The sequence below is a fragment of the Pseudomonas sp. UBA4617 genome, assembly GCF_002386445.1.
Lineage (GTDB): Bacteria > Pseudomonadota > Gammaproteobacteria > Pseudomonadales > Pseudomonadaceae > Aquipseudomonas.
Genome location: NZ_DGIR01000012.1, coordinates 51,693 through 72,735, shown reverse-complemented (window position 1 = coordinate 72,735; position 21,043 = coordinate 51,693). Strand labels below are relative to the sequence as shown.

Genomic DNA, 21,043 nt, shown 5'->3' with positions numbered 1-21,043 from the left:
TTCACATCCTGCAGCAGCGGTTAAGGGTCAGATTTCCTGGTTGTCTTTGTGCTTGTCGGCGTCCTCGGGTGCGCGCCCTTCACTGCCGATGGCCTCGCTCAGCGCCTGCTGGGCGGCCTTGTTGGTATCGTCGATCGCCTGCTTGGCCGACTGCGCGGCCTGGTCGAGCATCTGCTGGGCGGACTTCTCGGCCTGCTCGCAACCAGCCAGGGTGAACAGGGCCAAGGCTAGCACCAGCGGCGTGCCGATGGATTTGAATTGCAGCATGGGTTCCTCGCTTGTGTGTTCCGGTGGCGCACATAGCGCCCGATGGAGCGCATTCTAAATGCGCGCGATACATCAGGAAAATTCGTATTTTCAGCGGTTATACTTCGGCTTTTACGAATCCGGAAAGCACTGATGCTCAACTATCGGCAATTGCACTATTTCTGGGCCGTGGCCAAGACCGGCAGCATCGCCCGCGCCAGCGAACAGCTGAACCTGACCCCGCAAACCATCAGCGGGCAGATCAGCCTGTTCGAGCAGACTTATGGCCTGGAGCTGTTCCAGCGCGTCGGGCGCCAGCTGGAGCTGACCGAAACCGGGCGCCAGACGTTGATCTATGCCGAGCAGATGTTTCAGCTGGGTGGCGAACTGGAAGCCATGTTGCGGGCCGGCCCGCAGGAGCAGATCCTGTTCCGCGTCGGCGTGGCGGATGTGGTGCCCAAGTCCATCGTCTACCGCTTGCTGGCGCCGACCATGGAGCTGGACGATGTGCTGCGCATCAATTGCCGTGAAGACAAGCTTGAACGGTTGCTGGCCGACCTGGCGATCCAGCGCCTGGACCTGGTCATCTCCGACAGCCCCATGCCCAGCCACCTGGACATCAAGGGCTACAGCCAGAAACTGGGTGAGTGCGGGCTGAGCTTTTTCGCCACCCCGGCCTTGGCCCGACGGCATGCCGGGGCCTTCCCCGGCTGCCTGCACGATGCGCCCCTGCTGATCCCCGGCCAGGAAACCGTGGTACGCAGCCGTTTGCTACGCTGGCTGGGCGAACAGCAGGTGCAGCCACGCATCGTCGGTGAGTTCGACGACAGCGCGTTGATGCAGGCGTTCGGGCAATCGGGCAGCGGCATCTTTGTCGCACCCAGCGTGATCGCCGAGGAGGTGTGCCGCCAGTACGGAGTGGAACTGGTCGGGCAGACCGAGGCCGTACACGAATCGTTCTATGCCATTTCCGTGGAGCGCAAAGTCAAGCACCCGGGCATCGTGGCCATTACCGAAGGGGCGCGTCGGGAGTTGTTTCATTGGTAGCCCTGGGCTTGCTCGCGGGTAAACCCGCAAAGGGCCGACACTGCTCGACAAAGGTCTATGGTAAAGTCGCGCCCTTTTCGAACATGCCGGGATACCGCTGCACATGACCCCAGTCCTCCGCTTCCTCAACCGCACCAGCCTGGTGACCCAGATCGTCATCGGTCTGATCGCCGGTATCGTCCTGGCCCTGCTTGCGCCCGACATCGCCCGCGACCTGGCCTTCCTCGGCAAGGTGTTCGTCAGCGCCCTCAAGGCGGTGGCACCGGTGCTGGTATTCATCCTGGTCATGGCCTCGATCGCCAACCACCGCCACGGCCAGGAAACCCACATTCGGCCGATCCTGTGGCTGTACCTGCTGGGGACCTTCGGTGCCGCGGTCGTGGCCGTGGTAGCCAGCATGCTGTTCCCCTCGACCCTGGCACTGAGCACCGGCGGGGCCACGCTGAGCGCTCCGGGTGGTATCGGCGAAGTGTTGCAGAACCTGTTGCTGAGCGCGGTCGACAACCCGATCAACGCCCTGCTCAACGCCAATTTCATCGGCGTGCTGACCTGGGCCATCGGCCTGGGCGTGGCCTTGCGCCATGCCGGCGAAACCACCCGCAACGTGGTCGAGGACCTGTCCACTGGCGTCACGTTGATCGTACGCGTGGTCATCCGCTTCGCCCCGCTGGGCATCTTTGGCCTGGTCAGCGCCACCCTCGCCCAGTCCGGCCTGGACGCCCTGCTCGGCTACCTGCACCTGCTGGCCGTGCTGATCGGCTGCATGCTGTTCGTGGCGCTGGTGATGAACCCGTTGATCGTGTTCTGGAAAATTCGCCGCAACCCCTTCCCGTTGACCTTGCTGTGCCTGCGCGAAAGCGGCATCACTGCGTTCTTCACCCGCAGCTCGGCGGCCAACATCCCGGTCAACCTGGCCCTGTCCGAACGCCTTGGCCTGCATGAAGACACCTATTCGGTGTCGATCCCGCTGGGTGCGACCATCAACATGGCCGGTGCGGCCATCACCATTACCGTACTGACCCTGGCGGCGGTGCATACCCTGGGTATCGTGGTAGACCTGCCGACCGCCGTGCTGCTCAGCGTCGTGGCGGCGATCTGTGCCTGCGGTGCATCGGGGGTGGCCGGCGGCTCGCTGCTGCTGATTCCGCTGGCAGCCAGCCTGTTTGGCATCCCCAGCGAGATTGCCATGCAGGTGGTGGCGGTGGGCTTCATTATCGGCGTGCTGCAGGACTCGGCCGAGACGGCGCTGAATTCTTCCACCGATGTGCTGTTCACCGCGGCGGCGTGCCAGGCCGAAGAGCGGCGCAACGCTTGAGATGGCCGGGGCCGCGTTGCGGCCCCAATTGCCTTGTACGATGGCATTACCTACCCTAGTGGCCTTTCCCAGCAACGAGGCAGGGCCATGTCAGAACACCAAACCGCAGGCGAAGGCCGTTTCAACAGCATCGAGATCCGCATTCTCGGCGCGCTGATCGAAAAGCAGGCCACCAGCCCGGAAAGCTACCCGCTGACCCTCAATGCCCTGGTGCTGGCGTGCAACCAGAAGACCAGCCGCGAACCGGTCATGAACCTTACCCAAGGCCAGGTCGGCCAGGCCCTGCGCGCCCTCGAAGGGCAAGACATGGCGCGACTGCAAATGGGCAGCCGCGCCGACCGCTGGGAACACCGGGTAGACAAGGCGCTGGAGCTGGTGCCGGCGCAACTGGTGCTGATGGGCCTGATGTTCCTGCGCGGGCCGCAAACCCTAAACGAACTGCTGACCCGCAGCAACCGCCTGCATGACTTCGACGACATCGAACAGGTCCAGCACCAGTTGGAGCGCCTGATCGCCCGCGGCCTGGCTTTGCACCTGCCGCGCCAGGCCGGGCAGCGCGAAGACCGTTATACCCACGCGCTGGGCGACCCGGCTGAAATCGAGGCGATCCTCGCCGCACGGCAGCAGGAAGGCAGCCCGCGCAGCAGTGGCGGGAGCGTCTCGGAAGAACGCATCGAAGCCCTGGAAGCCCGTATTGCCGCGCTGGAGGCCCGCCTGGCCGAACTGGAAGGCTGAGCCGTCACGGCTCCGGGTCGGGGAAATTGCGGCAGCTCTTGCGCTCTGCCAGCTCCCGGTCAGTGGGGCGCTGGTCGACGAACACGGTGCGGCCGTCGGCGTAGATTTCCAGGTAGCCCCAGTGCAGGTCCTGCTCTTGCTGCCCGGGCTTGGGCGGGACTAGCCACCAGGGTTCGCGGCTGATCAGGGTCATGGGTGTGATTCCTGAGGGAGTCTGCAGTAATCATAGACACCCCCGGATATTGCTTTTCCTGGGCCGGCCCTTGCGCAGCCAAAACCGCTCCTGCAAGTAGCGCACAGTTTTCGCAACCTGCGCAGTACCTGCAAGAGCGGCTTGGGCCGCGAGAGACCGGTGCAGGCTTACGCCGGTGCCGAGGTGCGGATCAGGTGATCGAAAGCCGCCAGCGAAGCCTTGGCGCCCTCGCCCACTGCAATCACGATCTGCTTGTACGGCACCGTGGTCACGTCACCGGCAGCGAACACACCCGGGATGCTGGTCTGGCCCTTGGCGTCGACGATGATCTCGCCACGCGGCGACAGCTCGACGGTGCCCTTCAGCCAGTCGGTGTTCGGCAGCAGGCCGATCTGCACGAAGATACCCTCCAGCGCCACCTCGTGCTGCTGCTCCGTGGTACGGTCCTTGTAGCGCAGGCCGGTCACTTTCTCGCCATTGCCCAACACTTCGGTAGTCAGCGCGCTGGTGATCACCTTGACGTTCGGCAGGCTGTGCAGCTTGCGCTGCAGCACCGCATCGGCGCGCAACTGGCTGTCGAATTCGATCAGGGTCACCTGGGCGACGATGCCAGCCAGGTCGATGGCCGCCTCCACGCCCGAGTTGCCACCGCCGATCACCGCCACCCGCTTGCCCTTGAACAGCGGGCCATCGCAATGCGGGCAGTAGGCTACGCCACGGGCGCGGTATTCCTGCTCGCCCGGCACGTTCATTTCGCGCCAGCGCGCACCGGTGGCCAGGATCACGGTCTTGGCCTTGAGCGCAGCGCCGCCAGCCAGGCGGACTTCATGCAGGCCGCCATCGGTGGCCGGGATCAGCGCTTCACCGCGCTGCAGGTTCATGATGTCGACGTCGTACTGCCTGACGTGTTCTTCCAGGGCCGTGGCCAGTTTCGGCCCTTCGGTTTCCTGCACCGAGATGAAGTTCTCGATGGCCAGGGTATCGAGCACCTGGCCGCCGAACCGCTCGGCCGCGATGCCGGTGCGGATGCCCTTGCGTGCAGCGTAGATGGCTGCCGAGGCGCCAGCGGGGCCACCACCGACCACCAGCACGTCGAAGGCGTCCCTGGCGTTGATCTTCTCGGCCTGGCGAGCGCCTGCGTTGGTGTCGATCTTGCCGAGGATTTCCTCCAGGCCCATGCGGCCCTGGCCGAACACTTCGCCGTTCAGGTAGATGCTCGGCACCGCCATGATCTTGCGCGATTCCACTTCTGCCTGGAACAGCGCACCGTCGATCGCCACGTGGCGCACGTTGGGGTTGAGCACGGCCATCAGGTTCAGCGCCTGGACCACGTCAGGGCAGTTCTGGCACGACAGCGAGAAATAGGTTTCGAAGGTGAATTCGCCTTGCAGCGCCTGGATCTGCTCGATCACTTCGGCACTGGCCTTGGACGGGTGGCCGCCGACCTGCAGCAGGGCAAGCACCAGCGAGGTGAATTCGTGGCCCATGGGGATGCCGGCGAAGCGCAGGCTGATCTCGCCATTCGGGCGGTTGAGCGAGAACGATGGACGACGGGCGTCATCACCATCCACGCGCAGGGTAATCAGGTTCGACAGGCCGGCGATCTCCACCAGCAGGTCGTGCAATTCGCGGGACTTCGCGCCGTCGTCGAGGGAAGCAACGATCTCGATCGGCTGGGTGACCCGCTCCAGGTAGGTTTTCAGTTGCGATTTAAGCGTGGCGTCCAACATACGGGGCGATTCCTTTTTCAAAACACGGATACAAAAACGCCCAGGCGATCGCGCCCGGGCGTTTTTACGGGGCGGTGAGAGAATTCAGCTTTGGCGGCTGCTCACCGCCCACGGCTTGCACATGACCGGATTTTCCTTCGAGAAGCGACTGCGCGGCATGGTCGTCGCGCAGGCGCTTGTCAGGCGAAAATCAGATCTTGCCGACCAGGTCCAGCGACGGCGCCAGGGTGGCTTCGCCTTCCTTCCACTTGGCCGGGCACACCTCACCCGGGTGGGCGGCGACGTACTGGGCAGCCTTCACCTTGCGCAGCAGTTCGGCAGCATCGCGGCCTACACCACCGTCGTTCAGTTCGACGATCTTGATCTGGCCTTCCGGGTTGATCACGAAGGTACCGCGATCGGCCAGGCCGGCTTCTTCGATCAGCACGTCGAAGTTGCGCGAGATGACGTGGGTCGGGTCACCGATCAGCGGGTACTGGATCTTGCCGATGGTTTCCGAAGTGTCGTGCCAGGCTTTGTGGGTGAAGTGGGTGTCGGTGGACACACCGTAGATCTCCACGCCCAGCTTCTGGAACTCGGCGTAGTTATCAGCGAGGTCACCCAGTTCGGTCGGGCAGACGAAGGTGAAGTCGGCCGGGTAGAAGAACACCACAGACCACTTGCCTTTCAGGTCGGCTTCACTGACCTGGACGAACTCGCCCTTGTGGTAGGCGGTGGCGTTGAACGGTTTGACCTGGCTGTTGATGATAGGCATGAGAGACGCTCCTTCATGGGTTGGAATCAGTTGACGGAGAGAATCCTAACCGCTGGTCGGTGATTAGGCTCATTGGCAAACCTCATGCGCATCATTGGTTTTGGCTATAAAGCCTGTGCCTGGATAGACACGTTGCTTTCTAAGCGCCGCCGCGCCTGCAGATGTGCACCCGCTGCATCGGCCTTTCGTCCAGCTGGTACGCCAATGAACATTGCTCATCTGGCGCGTCACCCCACTTGACCAGCAGCGTGCCGGCATCCCTGGCGGTACGCACATGCAGCCGGCTGCCTTGGCCGACCATGCCCAACTCGCTGGCCTGGCCACTGGCCTGTGCGGCGAACACCAGCGCGCCGAACGGCAGCGCCCTGCCATCCTCGAAACGGGCCCGCAAGGTGAACTGGCGACCGCTGCGCGTCGGGTATCGCAGCAACGAGGCAGCACCGGCGCGTGGCACCACCGATTGGGCGGTCAGCTGCAACTCGGTATCACGGGACATGCCTTTGGGGTCGAGCTCGACCGTATTGACGTGGTAAGGCACCAGTGCCGGCATGACCGCGTAACCGCGCCGGTCGAGACTGACCTGCGGTTGCTGGCGCAGGCGCGCGGCATCGGCGCCCGGCGCATGCACGATGGCAAAGCTCTCGCCCAGCGACGGTGCGGTGATCAGGCCACCGGCATGGGCGACCACGGCGCCTTGCGCCCCCAGCGTCGCCTGGCGATAGCCACGCCGGCTCGACAACGCGCCCTGGATATCCCCACTCGACCCACGGTGCTGCAGGGTGGCGTCGAAGCCACTGTCGGCCCGCTCGCCCTCCTGGCGCACCAGCGCCAGCCCATGGCCCCATTGGCCATGCTCACCGGACACGCCTCGCCAACGAACGCTGGCGCTGCCCTGGCCGCGAGAGTCGCTGTTCAGCGCCGTGCTGAGCGAGGACCGCCGGCGCTCGCCAAGCGGCAGGCTGGCATTGAACATGAGGGCGTCGACAGCATGGCCTGTCACAGCCAGCTCGCGGCTCAGGTTGATGCCATAGCTGAGCGACCCGATGTGGTTGTTGTAGCCAACGCTGTAACTCTCGCTACGGCCACTGCCGGCCCAACGCTGTCGCAGGCTGGCGCGCAAAGTGAAGCGACCGCCCCGCTCGCCCACGGGTTGATCCACACCCAGGCCCGCCTGCCAACGCAGCGGTTCGATGCGCGCACCAGTCACGGCGCGGGCATAGTCGTTGAAGCTGTAGTAGCCTGGCCCGTCGCTGCGGGACAACGTCGCGCTCAAGTCGGTATCGGTAGTGCTCAAGCGCTGGCGCCAGCTCAGGCGCCAGGCCTGGCCACGCATCTGGCGGTTGCGGGCAGGCTCGGCGCTGGCGTGATACCCGGTCAGGCCCAGCGCTCCCAGCCCGGTGTTCATGGCAACCCCCATGGCACTGGCCAGGTAATCCTCGGCCAACCAGCTACCGCCGTGCACGCTCAAGTGGTTGCCCAGGCCTTGCTGCCAACTGCCTTGCACAAAGCCCGGGCCCGAGCGCCCGTACGCCTGACGCCAGACGCCACTGGCCAGTTCGAAACGCCTTGCGCCAGGGCGCAGTGCCAGTGGCGCGGCGGCATAGGGCTGGATGAACGTGCGCACACTGCCATCGGCCTCGCGCAGCGTCACCTCCAGGTCATCGTGCAGGTCATTGGCGTACAGGTCGTCAATCTCGAACGGCCCCGGCGCGACAGTGGATTCATGGATCAGCACACCGCGCTGGCGGATGCTGACCAACGCGACGCTGTTGGCGACGCCCTTCACCACAGGGGCGAAGCCGCGTTGCTGCTCCGGCAGCATGCGCTGGTCGCTGCCCAGTAATAGGCCGCGCATGGCGCTGCCCTCGAATACTTCCGAGCGGCTGAAGCTGTCGCCAATGGTCAATTGCGCTGCCCAGGCGGGAATATCCCGCTGCACCGACGTGGCCATGGCCTGATAACGCGAGGCAATACCCGAGGAAGCCTGCCAGCTGCCTTCGTGGCGCCAGTACCAGCGGCCGCTGTTGAACCCGGAGCGTACCCCCAGGTAGGCCTGGCGGGTGGTATTGCCCTGCTCAAGGTCCTGCTGCTCATACAGGTTCAGGCGGTAGTCGAAGAACCCGGCAGTAATGCCGCTGTCCCAGTTTTCCGCCGGCAGGTATCCGCCGGGCAAGCGCTGCAAGGCTTGCTGCGGGATGCTCAGGTCCAGCCTCAGGTTGGCGAAATCCAGCGTTTCGCGGCTCTGCGCAACGAGGCTACCCAGCCCTGCGCAAGCGCCCTCCTGGGCGAGCAGGTCGGCGCTCTCGCGGCCAAGGCGGCGCAGGTCCACGCCCAGCGCCTGCAGCAAGGTTTCGCTGTAGCAAGGTGTTGCCTGACCACTTTGCCCCTGCGCCCGCAGAAGCACCCGATGACGCCCCAGCCACTGCTGGTTCAGCATCACGTCGAGAGAGTACCTGCCCTCGGGCACTACCGTGTCTTGCTCGTAGCGACGCAGGTCGGCTGGGGTTCCCTCCCGAAGCAGCCCGGCATCGAACTCGACGGCGCTTGCCGGGGCAATGAGCAACCCCATCAACACGCCCGCGGCTGAAGGACGGCGAAGCTTGAGTCGCAATGGCTTATGCATCGTACCCTGCGCCTCAGTTGGCCAAATGCACGGTCACCGCTTGTGGTGCGGCACGTACCGCGCCGTAGTCGTCGATGAAGGCATAGTGCAGCCGAACAGTGGCCTGGCCAGCCAGGCGCTCGACGCTGAAGCGGGTGCTGGCGAACGGCAGCACATGGTTGGGGCCCAGCTCCACTGGGCTGTGGCGGTCCTGCTCCAGGGTCACACTGGCCAGGTTGACCACATACGGGCCGGGGTTGCTGGCGGTAAGCAGCCATTGCTGGCCTTCACGCAGCAATTGCCAGGTAAGCCGACGGTGGGCATCGACGGCTTTCCCCGGCAACCCTGCCGGCCGATAGAGCAATTTGATGCGTGAACGTAGCGCCACCTGCAGGGCATTCCCCGAACCCTTCGGGGGCACTTCCAGCACATTGAGCCAGTACAGGCTTTCGCGGTCGGCGGGCATTGCCTCACCGTCATGGAACAGCCTCAGGCTCTGGCCTTTGCCAGCATCGAGGCGAAACATGGCGGGCATCACGTTGAATGGCACCTGCAGGTCCTGTATCTGGGCCTGTGGCCGACCATCGTCGACCCAGGCCTGGACCAGCGAGGGCGAACTGCCGACATTGCTCAGTTTGACCGTGACTTCGGACTGGGCGGCAGGAAACACAACCCGCGTGTTGGCGATGACCACATTGGCGGCAAGAGGCGGCGATGCCAGGCAGACGGCCAGCAGCAGTCCACGCCGCAGGACGTTGAAGAAGAAACGCATGATGTAGGTGCTCAGGAACGTCGGAAAGGCAGCCCTGGAACGGGCCGCCTTCGGGGAAATGTCATGGATAGTCGAGCGAGTACTGCACGCGGGTTGCCACCAAGCCAGGCGTGGTGCCACCGGTGGAGTAGTAGCGGGCGGTGTAGCGCAATGTCGCACTGCCGCTGACGATCGGCACCACCTGCGAGTTCTGCGAGCCCTTTGGCGCCGCCAGGTTCATCGGCCGCTGTTCACCGTTGAGCAGTTCCACCTGGACATTCTCGCTACCGCCTGCATCCACGATCAGACGCCCTTCCGGGCTGATGGTCGGGCCAGTTTCGAAATAGGTCGATACCCGGGTGACACCCGGGGAGCAATTGGTGAGATCCAGCTGGAAGGGCGTGTTCCCGGCAGTCTGACCGGGGCTGGCAAGCAATGCCGCGTTTACCGGAGGCAACGAGACCGGCAGGTTGCCGTTACCACCATTGATTTGACAGGTTGGCGCCTCTACCAGGCCGTCCAGGCTGATCTGGCCATAATCGGCCTGTGCTGCCTGCGCCCAGAAGAACAGCATGCAGCAGCCTGCAAGCAACGACTTCGAGTTCATAGTCACCCTCTTTACTCATGGAAATGGCCAGGCATTGGCTGCCAGGCCCCGGCCGCTGGATGCGGCGCGGTGCAGTATCAGTAAGGTGACACGGGAAAAATGTAGGCTGACTCAGCAGCCGAGCAGTTGAAAATCACCCCCCCAAGGTAGGAAACATGACCTCGTGTACACGAGACCATGCTTCCCGCCGGGGACCATCAGCGGGTGATGGTGCGCAGGGTAACGAACTCTTCGGCGGCAGTGGGGTGAACGCCGATGGTCTCGTCGAACTGCTGTTTGGTGGCGCCGGCCTTCAGCGCGATGCCCAGCCCCTGGATGATCTCGCCGGCATCCGGGCCGACCATGTGACAGCCCAGCACCTTGTCGGTCTCGGCATCCACCACAAGCTTCATCAGGGTCTTCTCCTGGATATCGGTGAGGGTCAGCTTCATGGCGCGGAAGCGGCTTTCGAAGATCTGCACCTTGTGCCCGGCTTCCAGCGCCTGCTCTTCGCTCAGGCCCACAGTGCCGATCGGTGGCTGGCTGAACACTGCCGTGGGGATGTTGCGGTAATCCACCGGGCGATATTGCTCAGGCTTGAACAGGCGCCGCGCCACCGCCATGCCTTCGGCCAGGGCGACCGGGGTGAGTTGCACACGACCAATCACGTCACCGATGGCCAGGATCGACGGCGCGGTTGTCTGGTATTGATCGTCGACATGGATGAAGCCGCGCGCGTCCAGTTCCACACCGGTGTTTTCCAGGCCCAGGTTGTCGAGCATCGGGCGGCGGCCGGTGGCGTAGAACACACAATCGGTAACCAGCTCGCGGCCGTCGTGGAGGGTGGCCTTGAGGCTGCCGTCCTCGAGCTTGTCGATGCGCTGGATGTCGGCGTTGAACTGCAAGTCCAGGCCGCGCTTTTCCAGCTCTTCCTTGAGGTGGGTGCGCACCGAGCCGTCAAAGCCTCGCAGGAACAGGTCGCCGCGATACAGCAAGGTGGTGTTGGCACCCAGCCCGTGGAAGATGCCAGCGAACTCCACGGCGATATAACCGCCGCCGACCACCAGCACCCGGCGCGGCAGGTCCTTGAGGTAGAAGGCTTCGTTGGAGGTGATGGCCAGTTCCTTGCCTGGAATGTCCGGCACCTGTGGCCAGCCACCGGTGGCAATGAGAATGTGCTCGGCAGTGTAGCGCTGGCCTTCCACTTCCACTTCATTGGCACCGGTCAACCGCGCATGACCCTGCAGCAGGGTCACCCCACTGTTGAGCAGCAGGTTGCGGTAGATGCCATTGAGGCGTTCGATTTCGCGGTTCTTGTTGGCAATCAGCGTGCCCCAGTCGAAGTGCCCTTCTTCAAGGCTCCAGCCGAAACCTGCCGCCTGCTCCAGCTCGTCGGCAACGTGCGCGCCGTACACCAGCAGCTTTTTCGGCACGCAGCCGACGTTGACGCAGGTACCGCCCAGGTAGCGGCTTTCGGCCACCGCCACCTTCGCGCCGAAGCCGGCGGCAAAGCGCGCCGCCCGCACACCGCCGGACCCGGCGCCAATCACGAACAGATCAAAATCGTAGGCCATGTATTCAGTCTCCTAGGCAGGCGCCCAGCATAACGCCGTTGGCTGCCGCAAACAAAAAAGCCACCCCGAAGGGTGGCTTTGCGGCCAGCAGGCTGATCAATAAGCCTTGCCGGTCTTGTAGTAGTTCTCGAAGCAGAAGTTGGTCGCGTCGATATAGCCTTCGGCACCACCGCAGTCGAAACGCTTGCCCTTGAACTTGTAGGCGATCACGCAGCCATTCTGCGCCTGTTGCATCAGCGCGTCGGTGATCTGGATCTCACCACCTTTACCCGGCTCGGTGTTGGCAATGATATCGAAGATATCCGGGGTCAGGATGTAACGGCCGATGATCGCCAGGTTGGACGGGGCGTCTTCCGGCTTTGGCTTCTCGACCATGTTGGTGACACGGAAGATGTCGTCACGGATCATGTCACCGGCAATCACGCCGTACTTGTTGGTTTCCTGCGGGTCGACTTCCTGGATGGCAACGATCGAGCAGCGGAACTGGTTGTACAGCTTGACCATCTGGGTCAGCACGCCGTCACCTTCGGGGTTGACGCACAGGTCGTCCGCCAGCACCACGGCGAACGGCTCGTCGCCGATCAGCGGGCGGCCGGTGAGGATGGCGTGGCCCAGGCCTTTCATTTCGGTCTGGCGGGTGTAGGAGAACGAGCACTCGTCGAGCAGGCGACGGATACCGACCAGGTATTTTTCCTTGTCGGTGCCCTTGATCTGGTTTTCCAGCTCGTAGCTGATGTCGAAGTGGTCTTCCAGGGCACGCTTGCCGCGCCCGGTGACGATGGAAATCTCGTTCAGGCCGGCATCCAGTGCCTCTTCAACGCCATACTGGATCAGTGGCTTGTTGACCACCGGCAGCATTTCCTTGGGCATGGCTTTGGTAGCGGGCAGGAAGCGAGTGCCGTAACCGGCTGCCGGGAACAAGCATTTTTTGATCATATACGTCCTTACAAAAGGCTAGGCCTGTGGAATTCGGCGCAGTCTAATCACGCGGCAGTCACCTTACAATGCCCTACCGCCGGCCGACCGTTGGGAACATAGAGATAACCCAGTGTAGATAGTTCCAATGGAAGGTAAATATTGCGTTCAGGGATGGCCACGGCTGCGTTCGCCAGTACCGGCCTCTTCGCGGGAAACCCGCTCCCACAGGGTACTGCAACAGCATTCCCCGGCGAAGAGTCCGGTACAGGTCATTCAGCTACCTGTGCCCTGCCCGATCAGCACGCCATCGACCTTCTGCCCATACAGGTTCACCCCGTCATTGGCGTGGAACTTCAGCCGTGTCTTCTCGATGGAGTCTTCGACCAGCCGCGGGTCCTGCGGCCGCTCATGGCGGTTGATCCAGGCCGCCACGTCCCAGGCCTGCTGGTCGCTGAGACTGCCCGGCCTGCCCAGCGGCATGTTGTACTTGATGAACGACGCCGCTGTGTTGATGCGGTGCATCCCGGCACCCCAGTTGTAGGAGTCCTTGCCCCACAGTGGCGGCATCACGTACTCACCGGCTACCTTCTGCCCTTCGCCGTTGTCACCGTGGCAGATCGCGCACTGTTCGCGGTACACCTGCTGGCCACGCTTGAAGTCGTAGCCGCCCTGGGGCTGCGCCACCTCCGGGTAACCGCGCCCGGCAATTTCCACGCCCGTCGGCGCCTTGGTCGACAACCAGTACGAATACACGGCCAACGCCGTCATCTGCGGGCTGTCGGCGGCCGGCGGCGTGCCGTTCATGCTGAACTGGAAACACCCCTGGATTCGCTCGGCATAAGTGTTGACCTTGTCGTTTTTCTTGCGGTATGCGGGGTACATCGGGTACGCCCCCCACATCGGCGCGGAATGCGCCAGCCGGCCCTGGTCAAGGTGGCAGTTGCTGCAGTTCATGCCGTTGCCCACCGCCTCAGGCATAAGCCGACGGGTGTCGACGAACAATGCATGCCCCTCACGCACCATCTTGCCGAAGGCATTGTCGGGCAAATCGCTTTCGGCTGGCGGCACGAACTGCGGCGCTTTCCGGGCCCCAGGCACTTTCAACTGGGACTGGTCTTCCATGGCGATCTGCGCGGCCTGGGCGCTGCCCATGGCCAGCAGCAACAGGGTTGCAAGCAGCGGTTTCATGGCGTGACCTCCTGGCTGGCAGGGCGGGCGAAGAATTCGGCGATGGCCTTGATCTCGTCATCGGTCATGGCCTTGGCCACACCGACCATCAGCTGGTTGGGGTCATTGCTGCGGCTGCCGTCACGCCAGGCATCAAGCTGAGCCACCAGGTAACTGGCGGGCTGCCCAACCAAAGGCGGGAAGTGTTCGCCAACACCGCTGCCGCCCGGGCCATGGCACTGCACGCAGCCGGGTATCTGCCGGCTCCAGTCGCCGTACAGGGCCAGGCGGGTGGTTGGGTCATTGGCGATCTGCTGACGGCGCAGTTCGCCGGCGGGGCTGGCCGGCAGGCTGGCCAGGTAGCTGCTGACCGCGTCGATCTCGTCATCGCTCAACGCCTTGGCCAACGGCGCCATCACCGGCTGCTTGCGGCTGCCGCTGCGCCAGTCATGCAGCTGCTTGCGCAGGTAGCCAGCCGGCAGCCCGGCCAGGCGCGGAAAGCCGGCAGCGGCAATGCCCTTGCCGTCTGGGCCATGGCAACCCAGGCAAGCCATGGCGGCGGGGTTGGCCCCACCCTGGGTGAAGACCTTCTGGCCATCGGCGGCATGCGCCGCAGGCCAGGCCAGGATCAGCAGGCTGCCGACCACGACACGTCTCAGGGGTGTCATCACGAATCTCCTTTTCTATTGTTATATGCTTAGGCCTAAAACATATAAGCAAAAGGAGCGAGATCAGTTGCCCTGGATCAACTTCCGGAGATGCATTGCGTGGCTGCGGTGCGTACGTCGCCCAGGCGCAGCGGGAAGTTGTTCAACCGTTCGTGTAGCTTGATGCTGCTGCCGCTGCCACGCTTGTCGATGTCAACCAGCGCCGCCGGGCCGACGCCGGAGCTGATCTTCTGCGGTACGATCAGCCGCAGGCCATCGCCCCGCTGCTCTTCCACCAGCGGGTCGCGCGTTTCGGCCAGCTTGTGCTTGACGCAATCGGCATACTCGCGCGGGGATTTGCCGGAAATCACGTCCAGTGTTTCATGCGATTGTTCCAGCTCCGCGACACTCACGCAGCCACCCAGCGTTACCGCCAACGCCGCCACCATCCACTTCATTTGCAGCACCTCTGCCATCAAGAATCCGCTTCGACCACTGCCAGGCGGTTTTGCTCCCTGCTTTGGCAGATTTATCTGCGCCTGGCTGAACAGCGCGGCAGTGTAACCCGACATCATGGTATCGTTTGCCTTTGCAGAACCAATCCTTGCGGAGCATCACATGAAATTCGTACACCAGCGCGAGCACCTGAACGAGGACGACATCGTCGTCATCGAGTGCTCCCAGCGCTGCAACATCCGCCTGATGAACGACGCCAACTTCCGCAGCTTCAAGAATGGCGGCCGTCACACCTACCACGGCGGCCATTTCGACAAGTTCCCGGCGAAGATCACCGTGCCCAGTACCGGCTTCTGGAACATCACCATCGATACCGTGACCACCCGCCCGATCTCGGTCACCCGCAAGCCGACCTTGACCCACAAGATCAAGATTGTCCGTCGTTCGTCGTCGAAACTCAGGTAAGGCCCCATGACCCAGACCATCAAGTACGTCATCAAATACAAACTCGACGGCCAGCGCCGCTGGGACTTCGCGCAGATGCCCGACGCTTCCCTCGAACAAGCCCTGGAAGCCCTGCGCAAGATCCACGGTGAAGACGCCGAGAAGATCAGCGACATCCAGGTCAGCAAAGCCTTGTAAGCCCCGCCCCCATTGCATCGCCCAAGCAAGGAGAACCGCATGAGCCACTGGCCCGACCGCCGCATCCTCGACCTGTTGGGCGTTGAACTGCCCATCCTCCAGGCGCCGATGGCGGGGGCGAGCGGTGCGCCCATGGCCATTGCGGTGGGCCTGGCGGGCGGGCTGGGGGCCCTGCCCTGCGCCATGCTCACGGCTGACCAGGTGCGCGACGACATCGCCGCCTTCCGGGCCGCCTGCCCGGGCCGCTCGCTGAACCTGAACTTCTTCTGCCACCAGCCACCTGCGCCCGATGCCGAACGCGATGCCCGCTGGAAACAGGCGCTCGAACCGTATTACCGGGAAGTAGGGGCGGATTTCGCAGCCCCCACGCCGGTGTCCAACCGCGCACCTTTCGACGAACAGAGCTGCCAGCTGGTCGAACAGCTGCGCCCGGAGGTGGTGAGTTTCCATTTCGGCCTGCCCCGTACCGACCTGCTGCAACGGGTCAAGGCCAGCGGTGCCAAGGTGCTGTCCAGTGCCACTACCGTGGAAGAAGCCCTGTGGCTGGAGCAGCACGGCTGTGACGCGATCATCGCCATGGGCTATGAAGCGGGCGGCCATCGCGGCATGTTCCTCAGCGACGACATCACCAGCCAGATCGGTACCTTCGCCCTGGTGCCACAGGTGGCCGACGCGGTCCGCGTGCCGGTGATTGCCGCCGGTGGCATTGGCGACCACCGCGGCCTGGCCGCAGCACTGGCCCTGGGTGCCTCGGCGGTACAGATCGGAACGGCGTACCTGTTCTGCCCCGAGGCCAAGGTTTCGCTGGCGCATCGCCAGGCCCTGGACACGGCATCTGCCAGCGATACAGCGCTGACCAACCTGTTCACCGGCCGCCCGGCGCGCGGTATCAACAACCGCATCATGCGCGAGCTGGGGCCGATGAGCGAGCTGGCACCGCGCTTCCCGCTGGCCGGTGGCGCACTGATGCCGTTGCGCGCGATCACCGACCCGCAGGGCATCAGCGATTTCAGCAACCTGTGGTCGGGGCAGGCATTGCGCCTGGGCCGGCACCGGCCGGCGGGCGAGTTGACCCGCGAAATTGCCGAGAAAGCACTGGCCATGGTCGGGCCAGCGGCATTTTCCTGAGCAAGCCTGACCCGCGCTTTTTGCCTCTTTCAGACCTGCGGCCCATCGCTATATAGTTATCAATATAACGATAACCCGAGGAGCTGCGTTCATGCGTAACCGCCTTCCCTATCTGGCCACCACCCTGGCCAGCCTGCTTGCCTACAACACTGCCTGGGCCGATGAGGTCCAGGTCGCGGTCGCAGCGAACTTCACAGCCCCCATACAGGCCATCGCCCGGGACTTCCAGAAGGACACCGGCCACAAGCTGATCGCTGCCTATGGCGCTACCGGGCAGTTCTACGCGCAGATCAGCAATGGCGCGCCATTCGAAGTATTCCTCGCCGCCGACGACAGTACGCCGGCCAGGCTCGAGGCGGAAAAGGCCATCGTCCCCGGCTCGCGCTTCACCTACGCCATCGGCACCCTGGCCCTGTGGTCAGCCAAGCCAGGCTACGTCGACAGCCAAGGCCAGGTGCTGCAGAAGAACCAGTACCAGCACCTGTCGATCGCCAACCCGAAAACCGCACCGTACGGCGTGGCTGCCCTGCAGGTGCTGGACAAGCTGAAGCTGACCGAGGCCACCCGGCCGAAGCTGGTGGAGGGGCAGAACATCACCCAGGCGTTCCAGTTCGTCTCCACCGGCAACGCCGAGCTGGGCTTCGTGGCCCTGTCGCAAATCTACAAGGACGGCAAGGTCGAAAGCGGTTCGGCGTGGATCGTGCCATCGTCCTTGCATGCGCCCATTCGCCAGGACGCGGTGATCCTTGCAAAAGGCAAGGACAACCCCGCCGCCAAGGCGTTGGTCGAGTACCTGAAGGGCCCGAAGGCCGCAGCAGTGATCAAAGCCTACGGGTATGAAATCTGATGCCGCTGGACGCCAGTGACCTGGGGGCTATCTGGCTGACCGTGAAACTGGCCAGCCTGACCACCCTGATTCTGCTGATCGTCGGCACGCCGATCGCCTGGTGGCTGGCGCGCACGCGTTCATGGCTGCGTGGCCCGGTGGGTGCCGTGGTGGCCTTGCCGCTGGTGTTGCCACCCACGGTAATCGGTTTCTACCTGCTGATCGCCCTCGGCCCGCAGGGTTGGCTGGGCCAGGCAACCCAGGCACTGGGCCTGGGCAGCGTAGTGTTCAGCTTCAGTGGCCTGGTGATCGGCTCGGTGATCTACTCCATGCCGTTCGTGGTCCAGCCGCTGCAGAACGCCTTTGCCGCGATCGGCCAGCGCCCGCTGGAAGTGGCCGCCACGCTGCGCGCCAGCCCCTGGGATAGCTTCGTCCACGTGGTGCTGCCGCTGGCTCGCCCGGGCTTCATCACCGCCAGCATCCTCGGCTTCGCCCATACCGTGGGCGAGTTCGGCGTGGTGTTGATGATCGGCGGCAATATCCCGGACAAGACCCGCGTGGTCTCGGTGCAGATCTTCGACCACGTCGAGGCCATGGCCTATACGCAAGCGCACTGGCTGGCTGGCGCCATGCTGCTGTTCTCTTTCCTGGTGCTGCTCCTGCTGTACGCTGGACGCCGCGGCAAAGCTGGCTGGAGCTGAAATGAGCGGTTCGATTGTGGTACGCCTGAAACTGGCCCGCGACGACTTCACCCTGGATGTCGGCCTGCACCTGCCGGGGCGCGGTATCAGCGCACTGTTCGGCCACTCGGGCTCTGGCAAGACCAGCTGCCTGCGATGCCTGGCCGGGCTGGAACGGGCCGCCAGTGCCTATATCGAGGTCAATGGCGAAGTCTGGGAAGACAGTGCTCGCGGCTACTTCCGACCGCCGCACCTGCGCCCGGTAGGCTATGTATTCCAGGAGGCCAGCCTGTTCCCGCACCTGTCGGTGCGTGGCAACCTGGAGTTCGGCTGGCGCCGGGTGGCCCCTGCCGAACGCAAGGTCAGCCTGGAGCAGGCCTGCCAATTGCTGGGCATAGGCCATTTGCTGGCACGCCGGCCTGCAACCTTGTCGGGGGGCGAGGCACAGCGGGTGGGCATCGCCCGCGCCCTGCTGAGCAGCCCGCGCCTGCTGTTGATGGACGAGCCGCTGGCGGCGCTGGACGGGCCACGCAAGCGCGAGATCCTGCCCTACCTGGAACGCCTGCACGGCGAGCTGGACATCCCCCTGGTGTATGTCAGCCATGCCCAGGACGAAGTGGCGCGGCTGGCCGACCACCTGGTATTGCTGGAACAAGGTCAGGCGGTGGCCAGCGGCCCGGTCGGCGAAACGCTGGCCCGGCTCGACCTGTCGCTGGCCCAGGGCGAGGACGCCGGCGTGGTGTTCGACGGCCTGGTGGTGGGCCACGATCCACACTACGACCTGCTCAGCCTACGCCTGCCCGGCAACAATGGGCCGCTGCTGCGCATCGCCCACCCGGCCCAGGTGATCGGCAGCACCTTGCGGGTCAAAGTGCAGGCGCGTGACATCAGCCTTGCGCTGACTGCCGATGGCACATCGAGCATCCTCAACCGCCTGCCGGTGCGCGTGTGCGCAAGCCGGGCGGCGGCCAACCCGGCCCATGTGCTGGTCAGCCTGGATGCCGACGGCAATGCCCTGCTGGCGCGGATCACCCGCTTCTCGGCAGACCAGCTCGGCCTGCACCCGGGCCAGGTGCTGTTTGCCCAGATCAAGTCGGTGGCCTTGCTGGGCTGAGCATCCGCCGCATGGCCGCTGTCCATTGATCAGTCACCTGATCGAGGCCTGCTGCCGATGCTCGACTGCCCGCTTCCCGCCACACTGCATTACGTCGATGACAGCCAGCCCGGCCTGACCCGCCGACGCTGGCGCGACCGCTTCATCTACCTGGACGCCGAAGGCCGCCGGGTGCGTGACCCGGACACCTTGGCACGCATCGCTGCGCTGGTGATACCCCCGGCCTACACCGATGTCTGGATCTGTGCCGACCCGCAGGGCCACCTGCAAGCGACGGGGCGCGATGCCCGTGGCCGCAAGCAGTACCGCTACCATGCACAGTGGCGGGAAACCCGCGACCAGCACAAGTACGGGCGCATGCTGGCCTTCGCCCAGGCCTTGCCCAAGCTGCGCAAACAGCTGGAGGCGCACCTTGCCCGCCCGGGCCTGGATCGGGAAAAGGTCATGGCCCTGGTGGTCAGCCTGCTGGACCACACCCTGATCCGCATCGGCAACCAACGCTACCTGCGTGACAACAAGTCTTACGGGTTGACCACCTTGCGCAACCGCCACGTGCAGGTCAAGGGCAGTACCATTCGTTTCCAGTTCCGTGGCAAGCGTGGTGTCGAACACAACGTCACCCTCAACGACCGGCGCCTGGCCAACCTGCTCAAGCGCTGCATGGAGCTGCCTGGCCAGTCGCTGTTCCAGTACCTGGATGAGAATGGCCAACGGCATAGCGTCGGCTCCAGCGAGGTCAACCAGTTCCTGCAACAGTTGACCGGTGCCGATTTCACCGCCAAGGACTACCGCACCTGGGCCGGCAGCCGCCTGGCCCTGGAGTTGCTGCGGCCCCTGGCCTGGGAACCCGAAAGCGAAGCCAGGCGCCAGGTCAGTGCCATCGTCCGCCAGGTCGCCACGCGCCTGGGCAACACACCGGCCGTGTGCAGGCGCTGCTACATCCACCCGGCGGTACTTGAACACTTTGCTGCGGGACGCCTGGCCAACTTGCCAAAAAGCCGCCTGCGCAAAGGCCTCGACCGCGAAGAAGTGGCATTGCTGGTATTTCTTCAAGCACTGGCGGAACAGCAGGACCATTAACCCGGTCTATTCAGTCCATGATGCGAAGAAATTTCCCATTGGCCACCAAGCCCCCTATTCTTGCCAGCGAGCACCTTGGCCGACAAACCCCTGGCGGTTTGCTTCGGCACCTGCGACTGAAAGCACGCAACAGAATTTGTCTGTCGGGGAATTACTATCTGCCGAAAGCGTCTTTAATGAGAAGGAAGAGGGACCAGCTCCCGCCGCCGTGGCAACTAGCCCGACGGACTTTTAATTACCAAGGAGAACTACATGCTGATACTCACCCGTAAGGTTGGCGAAAGCATCGTCATCAATGATGACATCAAAGTCACCATTCTGGGCGTCAAGGGGATGCAGGTGAGGATCGGTATCGATGCACCGAAAGATGTCCAGGTCCATCGCGAAGAGATCTTCAAGCGTATCCAGGCCGGCAGCCCGGCCCCGGAGAAGCACGACGACTCACACTGAACGACCTGCCTCGAGCCGCACGGATGCGCTTGATCGCCCCGCGCTTCAGGCGCCCAGCAGCTCGCGCACCTTGGCGATCATACAGTCCATGTCGAACGGTTTGTCGAACACTGCGGCAAACAGGTCCGGGCAGCCTTGGTTGGCTTGCGCGCCACTCATGAGAATGACCGGCAAGCCGCTCAGGGCCGGGTCTTCGCGCATCGCGCGCACCAGCTCCTCGCCATTGAGCAGCGGCATCATGTAGTCGGTGATCACCAACTGAACGCGCTTTTCCTTCAGCGCTTCCAGCGCCTTGCAGCCGTTGCTCGCCTTCTCCACCAGAAAACCTTCATCCTCCAGGGCGAAACCAAGGATGTCGGCAATCAGGTACTCGTCATCGACGATCAGGATGGTGTTCATGGG

At 63.9% G+C, this 21,043-nt stretch carries 24 protein-coding genes; 11 read left to right on the top strand and 13 right to left on the bottom strand.

Annotated features, from left to right (window positions below; translation table 11 throughout):
* Positions 1-27: 27 nt before the first annotated feature.
* Positions 28-267, bottom strand: coding sequence for a hypothetical protein (locus tag B4L76_RS04300; protein WP_296230748.1), 240 nt, complete (start codon positions 265-267; stop codon positions 28-30).
* Positions 268-399: 132 nt separating this feature from the next.
* Here B4L76_RS04300 and nhaR point away from each other — a divergent pair, with 132 nt between their 5' ends.
* The 3 genes from nhaR to B4L76_RS04285 all read left to right on the top strand — a co-directional run bounded on the left by nhaR (position 400) and on the right by B4L76_RS04285 (position 3,343).
* Positions 400-1,293 (top strand): transcriptional activator NhaR, encoded by an 894-nt coding sequence (gene nhaR / locus B4L76_RS04295; protein ID WP_296230746.1) that lies wholly within the window; start codon positions 400-402, stop codon positions 1,291-1,293.
* A 103-nt stretch (positions 1,294-1,396) separates the two neighbouring features.
* The gene (gene sstT, locus B4L76_RS04290; RefSeq protein ID WP_296230744.1) at positions 1,397-2,608 is read left to right on the top strand and encodes a serine/threonine transporter SstT; all 1,212 of its coding nucleotides are present in this window, start codon (positions 1,397-1,399) and stop codon (positions 2,606-2,608) included.
* An 87-nt stretch (positions 2,609-2,695) separates the two neighbouring features.
* On the top strand, positions 2,696-3,343 hold the full coding sequence (locus tag B4L76_RS04285) for a YceH family protein (protein WP_296230742.1): 648 nt from the start codon (positions 2,696-2,698) through the stop codon (positions 3,341-3,343).
* A gap of 4 nt (positions 3,344-3,347) precedes the next feature.
* On the opposite strand, the gene B4L76_RS04280 is transcribed toward B4L76_RS04285, so the two are convergent.
* From B4L76_RS04280 to B4L76_RS04230, 11 genes are all read right to left on the bottom strand, one after another.
* Positions 3,348-3,536 carry a hypothetical protein gene (locus B4L76_RS04280; protein WP_170030426.1) on the bottom strand — a complete coding sequence of 63 codons (189 nt, stop codon included), beginning with the start codon at positions 3,534-3,536 and terminating at the stop codon, positions 3,348-3,350.
* A gap of 167 nt (positions 3,537-3,703) precedes the next feature.
* A complete protein-coding gene (gene ahpF, locus B4L76_RS04275) occupies positions 3,704-5,266 on the bottom strand; it encodes an alkyl hydroperoxide reductase subunit F (protein WP_296230739.1) in 1,563 nt (520 codons plus the stop codon).
* A 190-nt stretch (positions 5,267-5,456) separates the two neighbouring features.
* A complete protein-coding gene (gene ahpC / locus B4L76_RS04270; protein WP_054884952.1) occupies positions 5,457-6,020 on the bottom strand; it encodes an alkyl hydroperoxide reductase subunit C in 564 nt (187 codons plus the stop codon).
* 139 nt (positions 6,021-6,159) lie between these two features.
* Positions 6,160-8,589: a fimbria/pilus outer membrane usher protein gene (locus tag B4L76_RS04265; RefSeq protein ID WP_296230737.1), complete on the bottom strand. Its 2,430-nt coding sequence runs from the start codon at positions 8,587-8,589 to the stop codon at positions 6,160-6,162.
* A 67-nt stretch (positions 8,590-8,656) separates the two neighbouring features.
* Complete coding sequence (locus B4L76_RS04260; protein ID WP_296230736.1) at positions 8,657-9,394, bottom strand: fimbrial biogenesis chaperone; 738 nt, start codon at positions 9,392-9,394, stop codon at positions 8,657-8,659.
* Positions 9,395-9,455: 61 nt separating this feature from the next.
* Positions 9,456-9,980, bottom strand: a complete 525-nt coding sequence (locus B4L76_RS04255) for a fimbrial protein (protein ID WP_296230735.1) — start codon at positions 9,978-9,980, stop codon at positions 9,456-9,458.
* Positions 9,981-10,177: 197 nt separating this feature from the next.
* Positions 10,178-11,533 carry a glutathione-disulfide reductase gene (gene gorA, locus B4L76_RS04250; RefSeq protein WP_296230734.1) on the bottom strand — a complete coding sequence of 452 codons (1,356 nt, stop codon included), beginning with the start codon at positions 11,531-11,533 and terminating at the stop codon, positions 10,178-10,180.
* 96 nt (positions 11,534-11,629) lie between these two features.
* Positions 11,630-12,469: a UTP--glucose-1-phosphate uridylyltransferase GalU gene (gene galU / locus B4L76_RS04245; RefSeq protein WP_013973181.1), complete on the bottom strand. Its 840-nt coding sequence runs from the start codon at positions 12,467-12,469 to the stop codon at positions 11,630-11,632.
* A gap of 255 nt (positions 12,470-12,724) precedes the next feature.
* Positions 12,725-13,639: a c-type cytochrome gene (locus B4L76_RS04240; protein WP_296230732.1), complete on the bottom strand. Its 915-nt coding sequence runs from the start codon at positions 13,637-13,639 to the stop codon at positions 12,725-12,727.
* The gene (locus B4L76_RS04235; protein WP_296230731.1) at positions 13,636-14,286 is read right to left on the bottom strand and encodes a c-type cytochrome; all 651 of its coding nucleotides are present in this window, start codon (positions 14,284-14,286) and stop codon (positions 13,636-13,638) included. Before B4L76_RS04235 ends, B4L76_RS04240 begins: the two co-directional genes overlap by 4 nt.
* Positions 14,287-14,363: 77 nt before the next feature.
* Positions 14,364-14,723: a hypothetical protein gene (locus B4L76_RS04230; RefSeq protein WP_296230729.1), complete on the bottom strand. Its 360-nt coding sequence runs from the start codon at positions 14,721-14,723 to the stop codon at positions 14,364-14,366.
* Between the two features lie 160 nt (positions 14,724-14,883).
* On the opposite strand from B4L76_RS04230, the gene B4L76_RS04225 reads away from it, so the two are divergent.
* The 8 genes from B4L76_RS04225 to csrA all read left to right on the top strand — a co-directional run bounded on the left by B4L76_RS04225 (position 14,884) and on the right by csrA (position 20,641).
* Positions 14,884-15,186, top strand: coding sequence for a DUF1883 domain-containing protein (locus tag B4L76_RS04225; RefSeq protein ID WP_004375922.1), 303 nt, complete (start codon positions 14,884-14,886; stop codon positions 15,184-15,186).
* 6 nt (positions 15,187-15,192) lie between these two features.
* Complete coding sequence (locus tag B4L76_RS04220; protein WP_170030435.1) at positions 15,193-15,363, top strand: hypothetical protein; 171 nt, start codon at positions 15,193-15,195, stop codon at positions 15,361-15,363.
* Positions 15,364-15,402: 39 nt separating this feature from the next.
* Positions 15,403-16,491: an NAD(P)H-dependent flavin oxidoreductase gene (locus tag B4L76_RS04215; RefSeq protein WP_296230725.1), complete on the top strand. Its 1,089-nt coding sequence runs from the start codon at positions 15,403-15,405 to the stop codon at positions 16,489-16,491.
* Between the two features lie 91 nt (positions 16,492-16,582).
* Positions 16,583-17,338, top strand: a complete 756-nt coding sequence (modA, locus tag B4L76_RS04210) for a molybdate ABC transporter substrate-binding protein (protein ID WP_296230724.1) — start codon at positions 16,583-16,585, stop codon at positions 17,336-17,338.
* Entirely contained in the window at positions 17,338-18,018 is a 681-nt protein-coding gene (gene modB / locus B4L76_RS04205) for a molybdate ABC transporter permease subunit (RefSeq protein ID WP_296230723.1), read from the top strand. The genes modA and modB overlap by 1 nt, the downstream gene beginning before the upstream one ends.
* Position 18,019: 1 nt before the next feature.
* Entirely contained in the window at positions 18,020-19,111 is a 1,092-nt protein-coding gene (gene modC / locus B4L76_RS04200; protein ID WP_296230721.1) for a molybdenum ABC transporter ATP-binding protein, read from the top strand.
* A gap of 57 nt (positions 19,112-19,168) precedes the next feature.
* The gene (locus B4L76_RS04195; RefSeq protein ID WP_296230719.1) at positions 19,169-20,191 is read left to right on the top strand and encodes a DNA topoisomerase IB; all 1,023 of its coding nucleotides are present in this window, start codon (positions 19,169-19,171) and stop codon (positions 20,189-20,191) included.
* Positions 20,192-20,443: 252 nt separating this feature from the next.
* Positions 20,444-20,641 (top strand): carbon storage regulator CsrA, encoded by a 198-nt coding sequence (gene csrA, locus B4L76_RS04190; RefSeq protein WP_004375914.1) that lies wholly within the window; start codon positions 20,444-20,446, stop codon positions 20,639-20,641.
* 45 nt (positions 20,642-20,686) lie between these two features.
* On the opposite strand, the gene B4L76_RS04185 is transcribed toward csrA, so the two are convergent.
* The gene (locus B4L76_RS04185) at positions 20,687-21,040 is read right to left on the bottom strand and encodes a response regulator (protein ID WP_296230718.1); all 354 of its coding nucleotides are present in this window, start codon (positions 21,038-21,040) and stop codon (positions 20,687-20,689) included.
* Between the last annotated feature and the right edge of the window lie 3 nt (positions 21,041-21,043).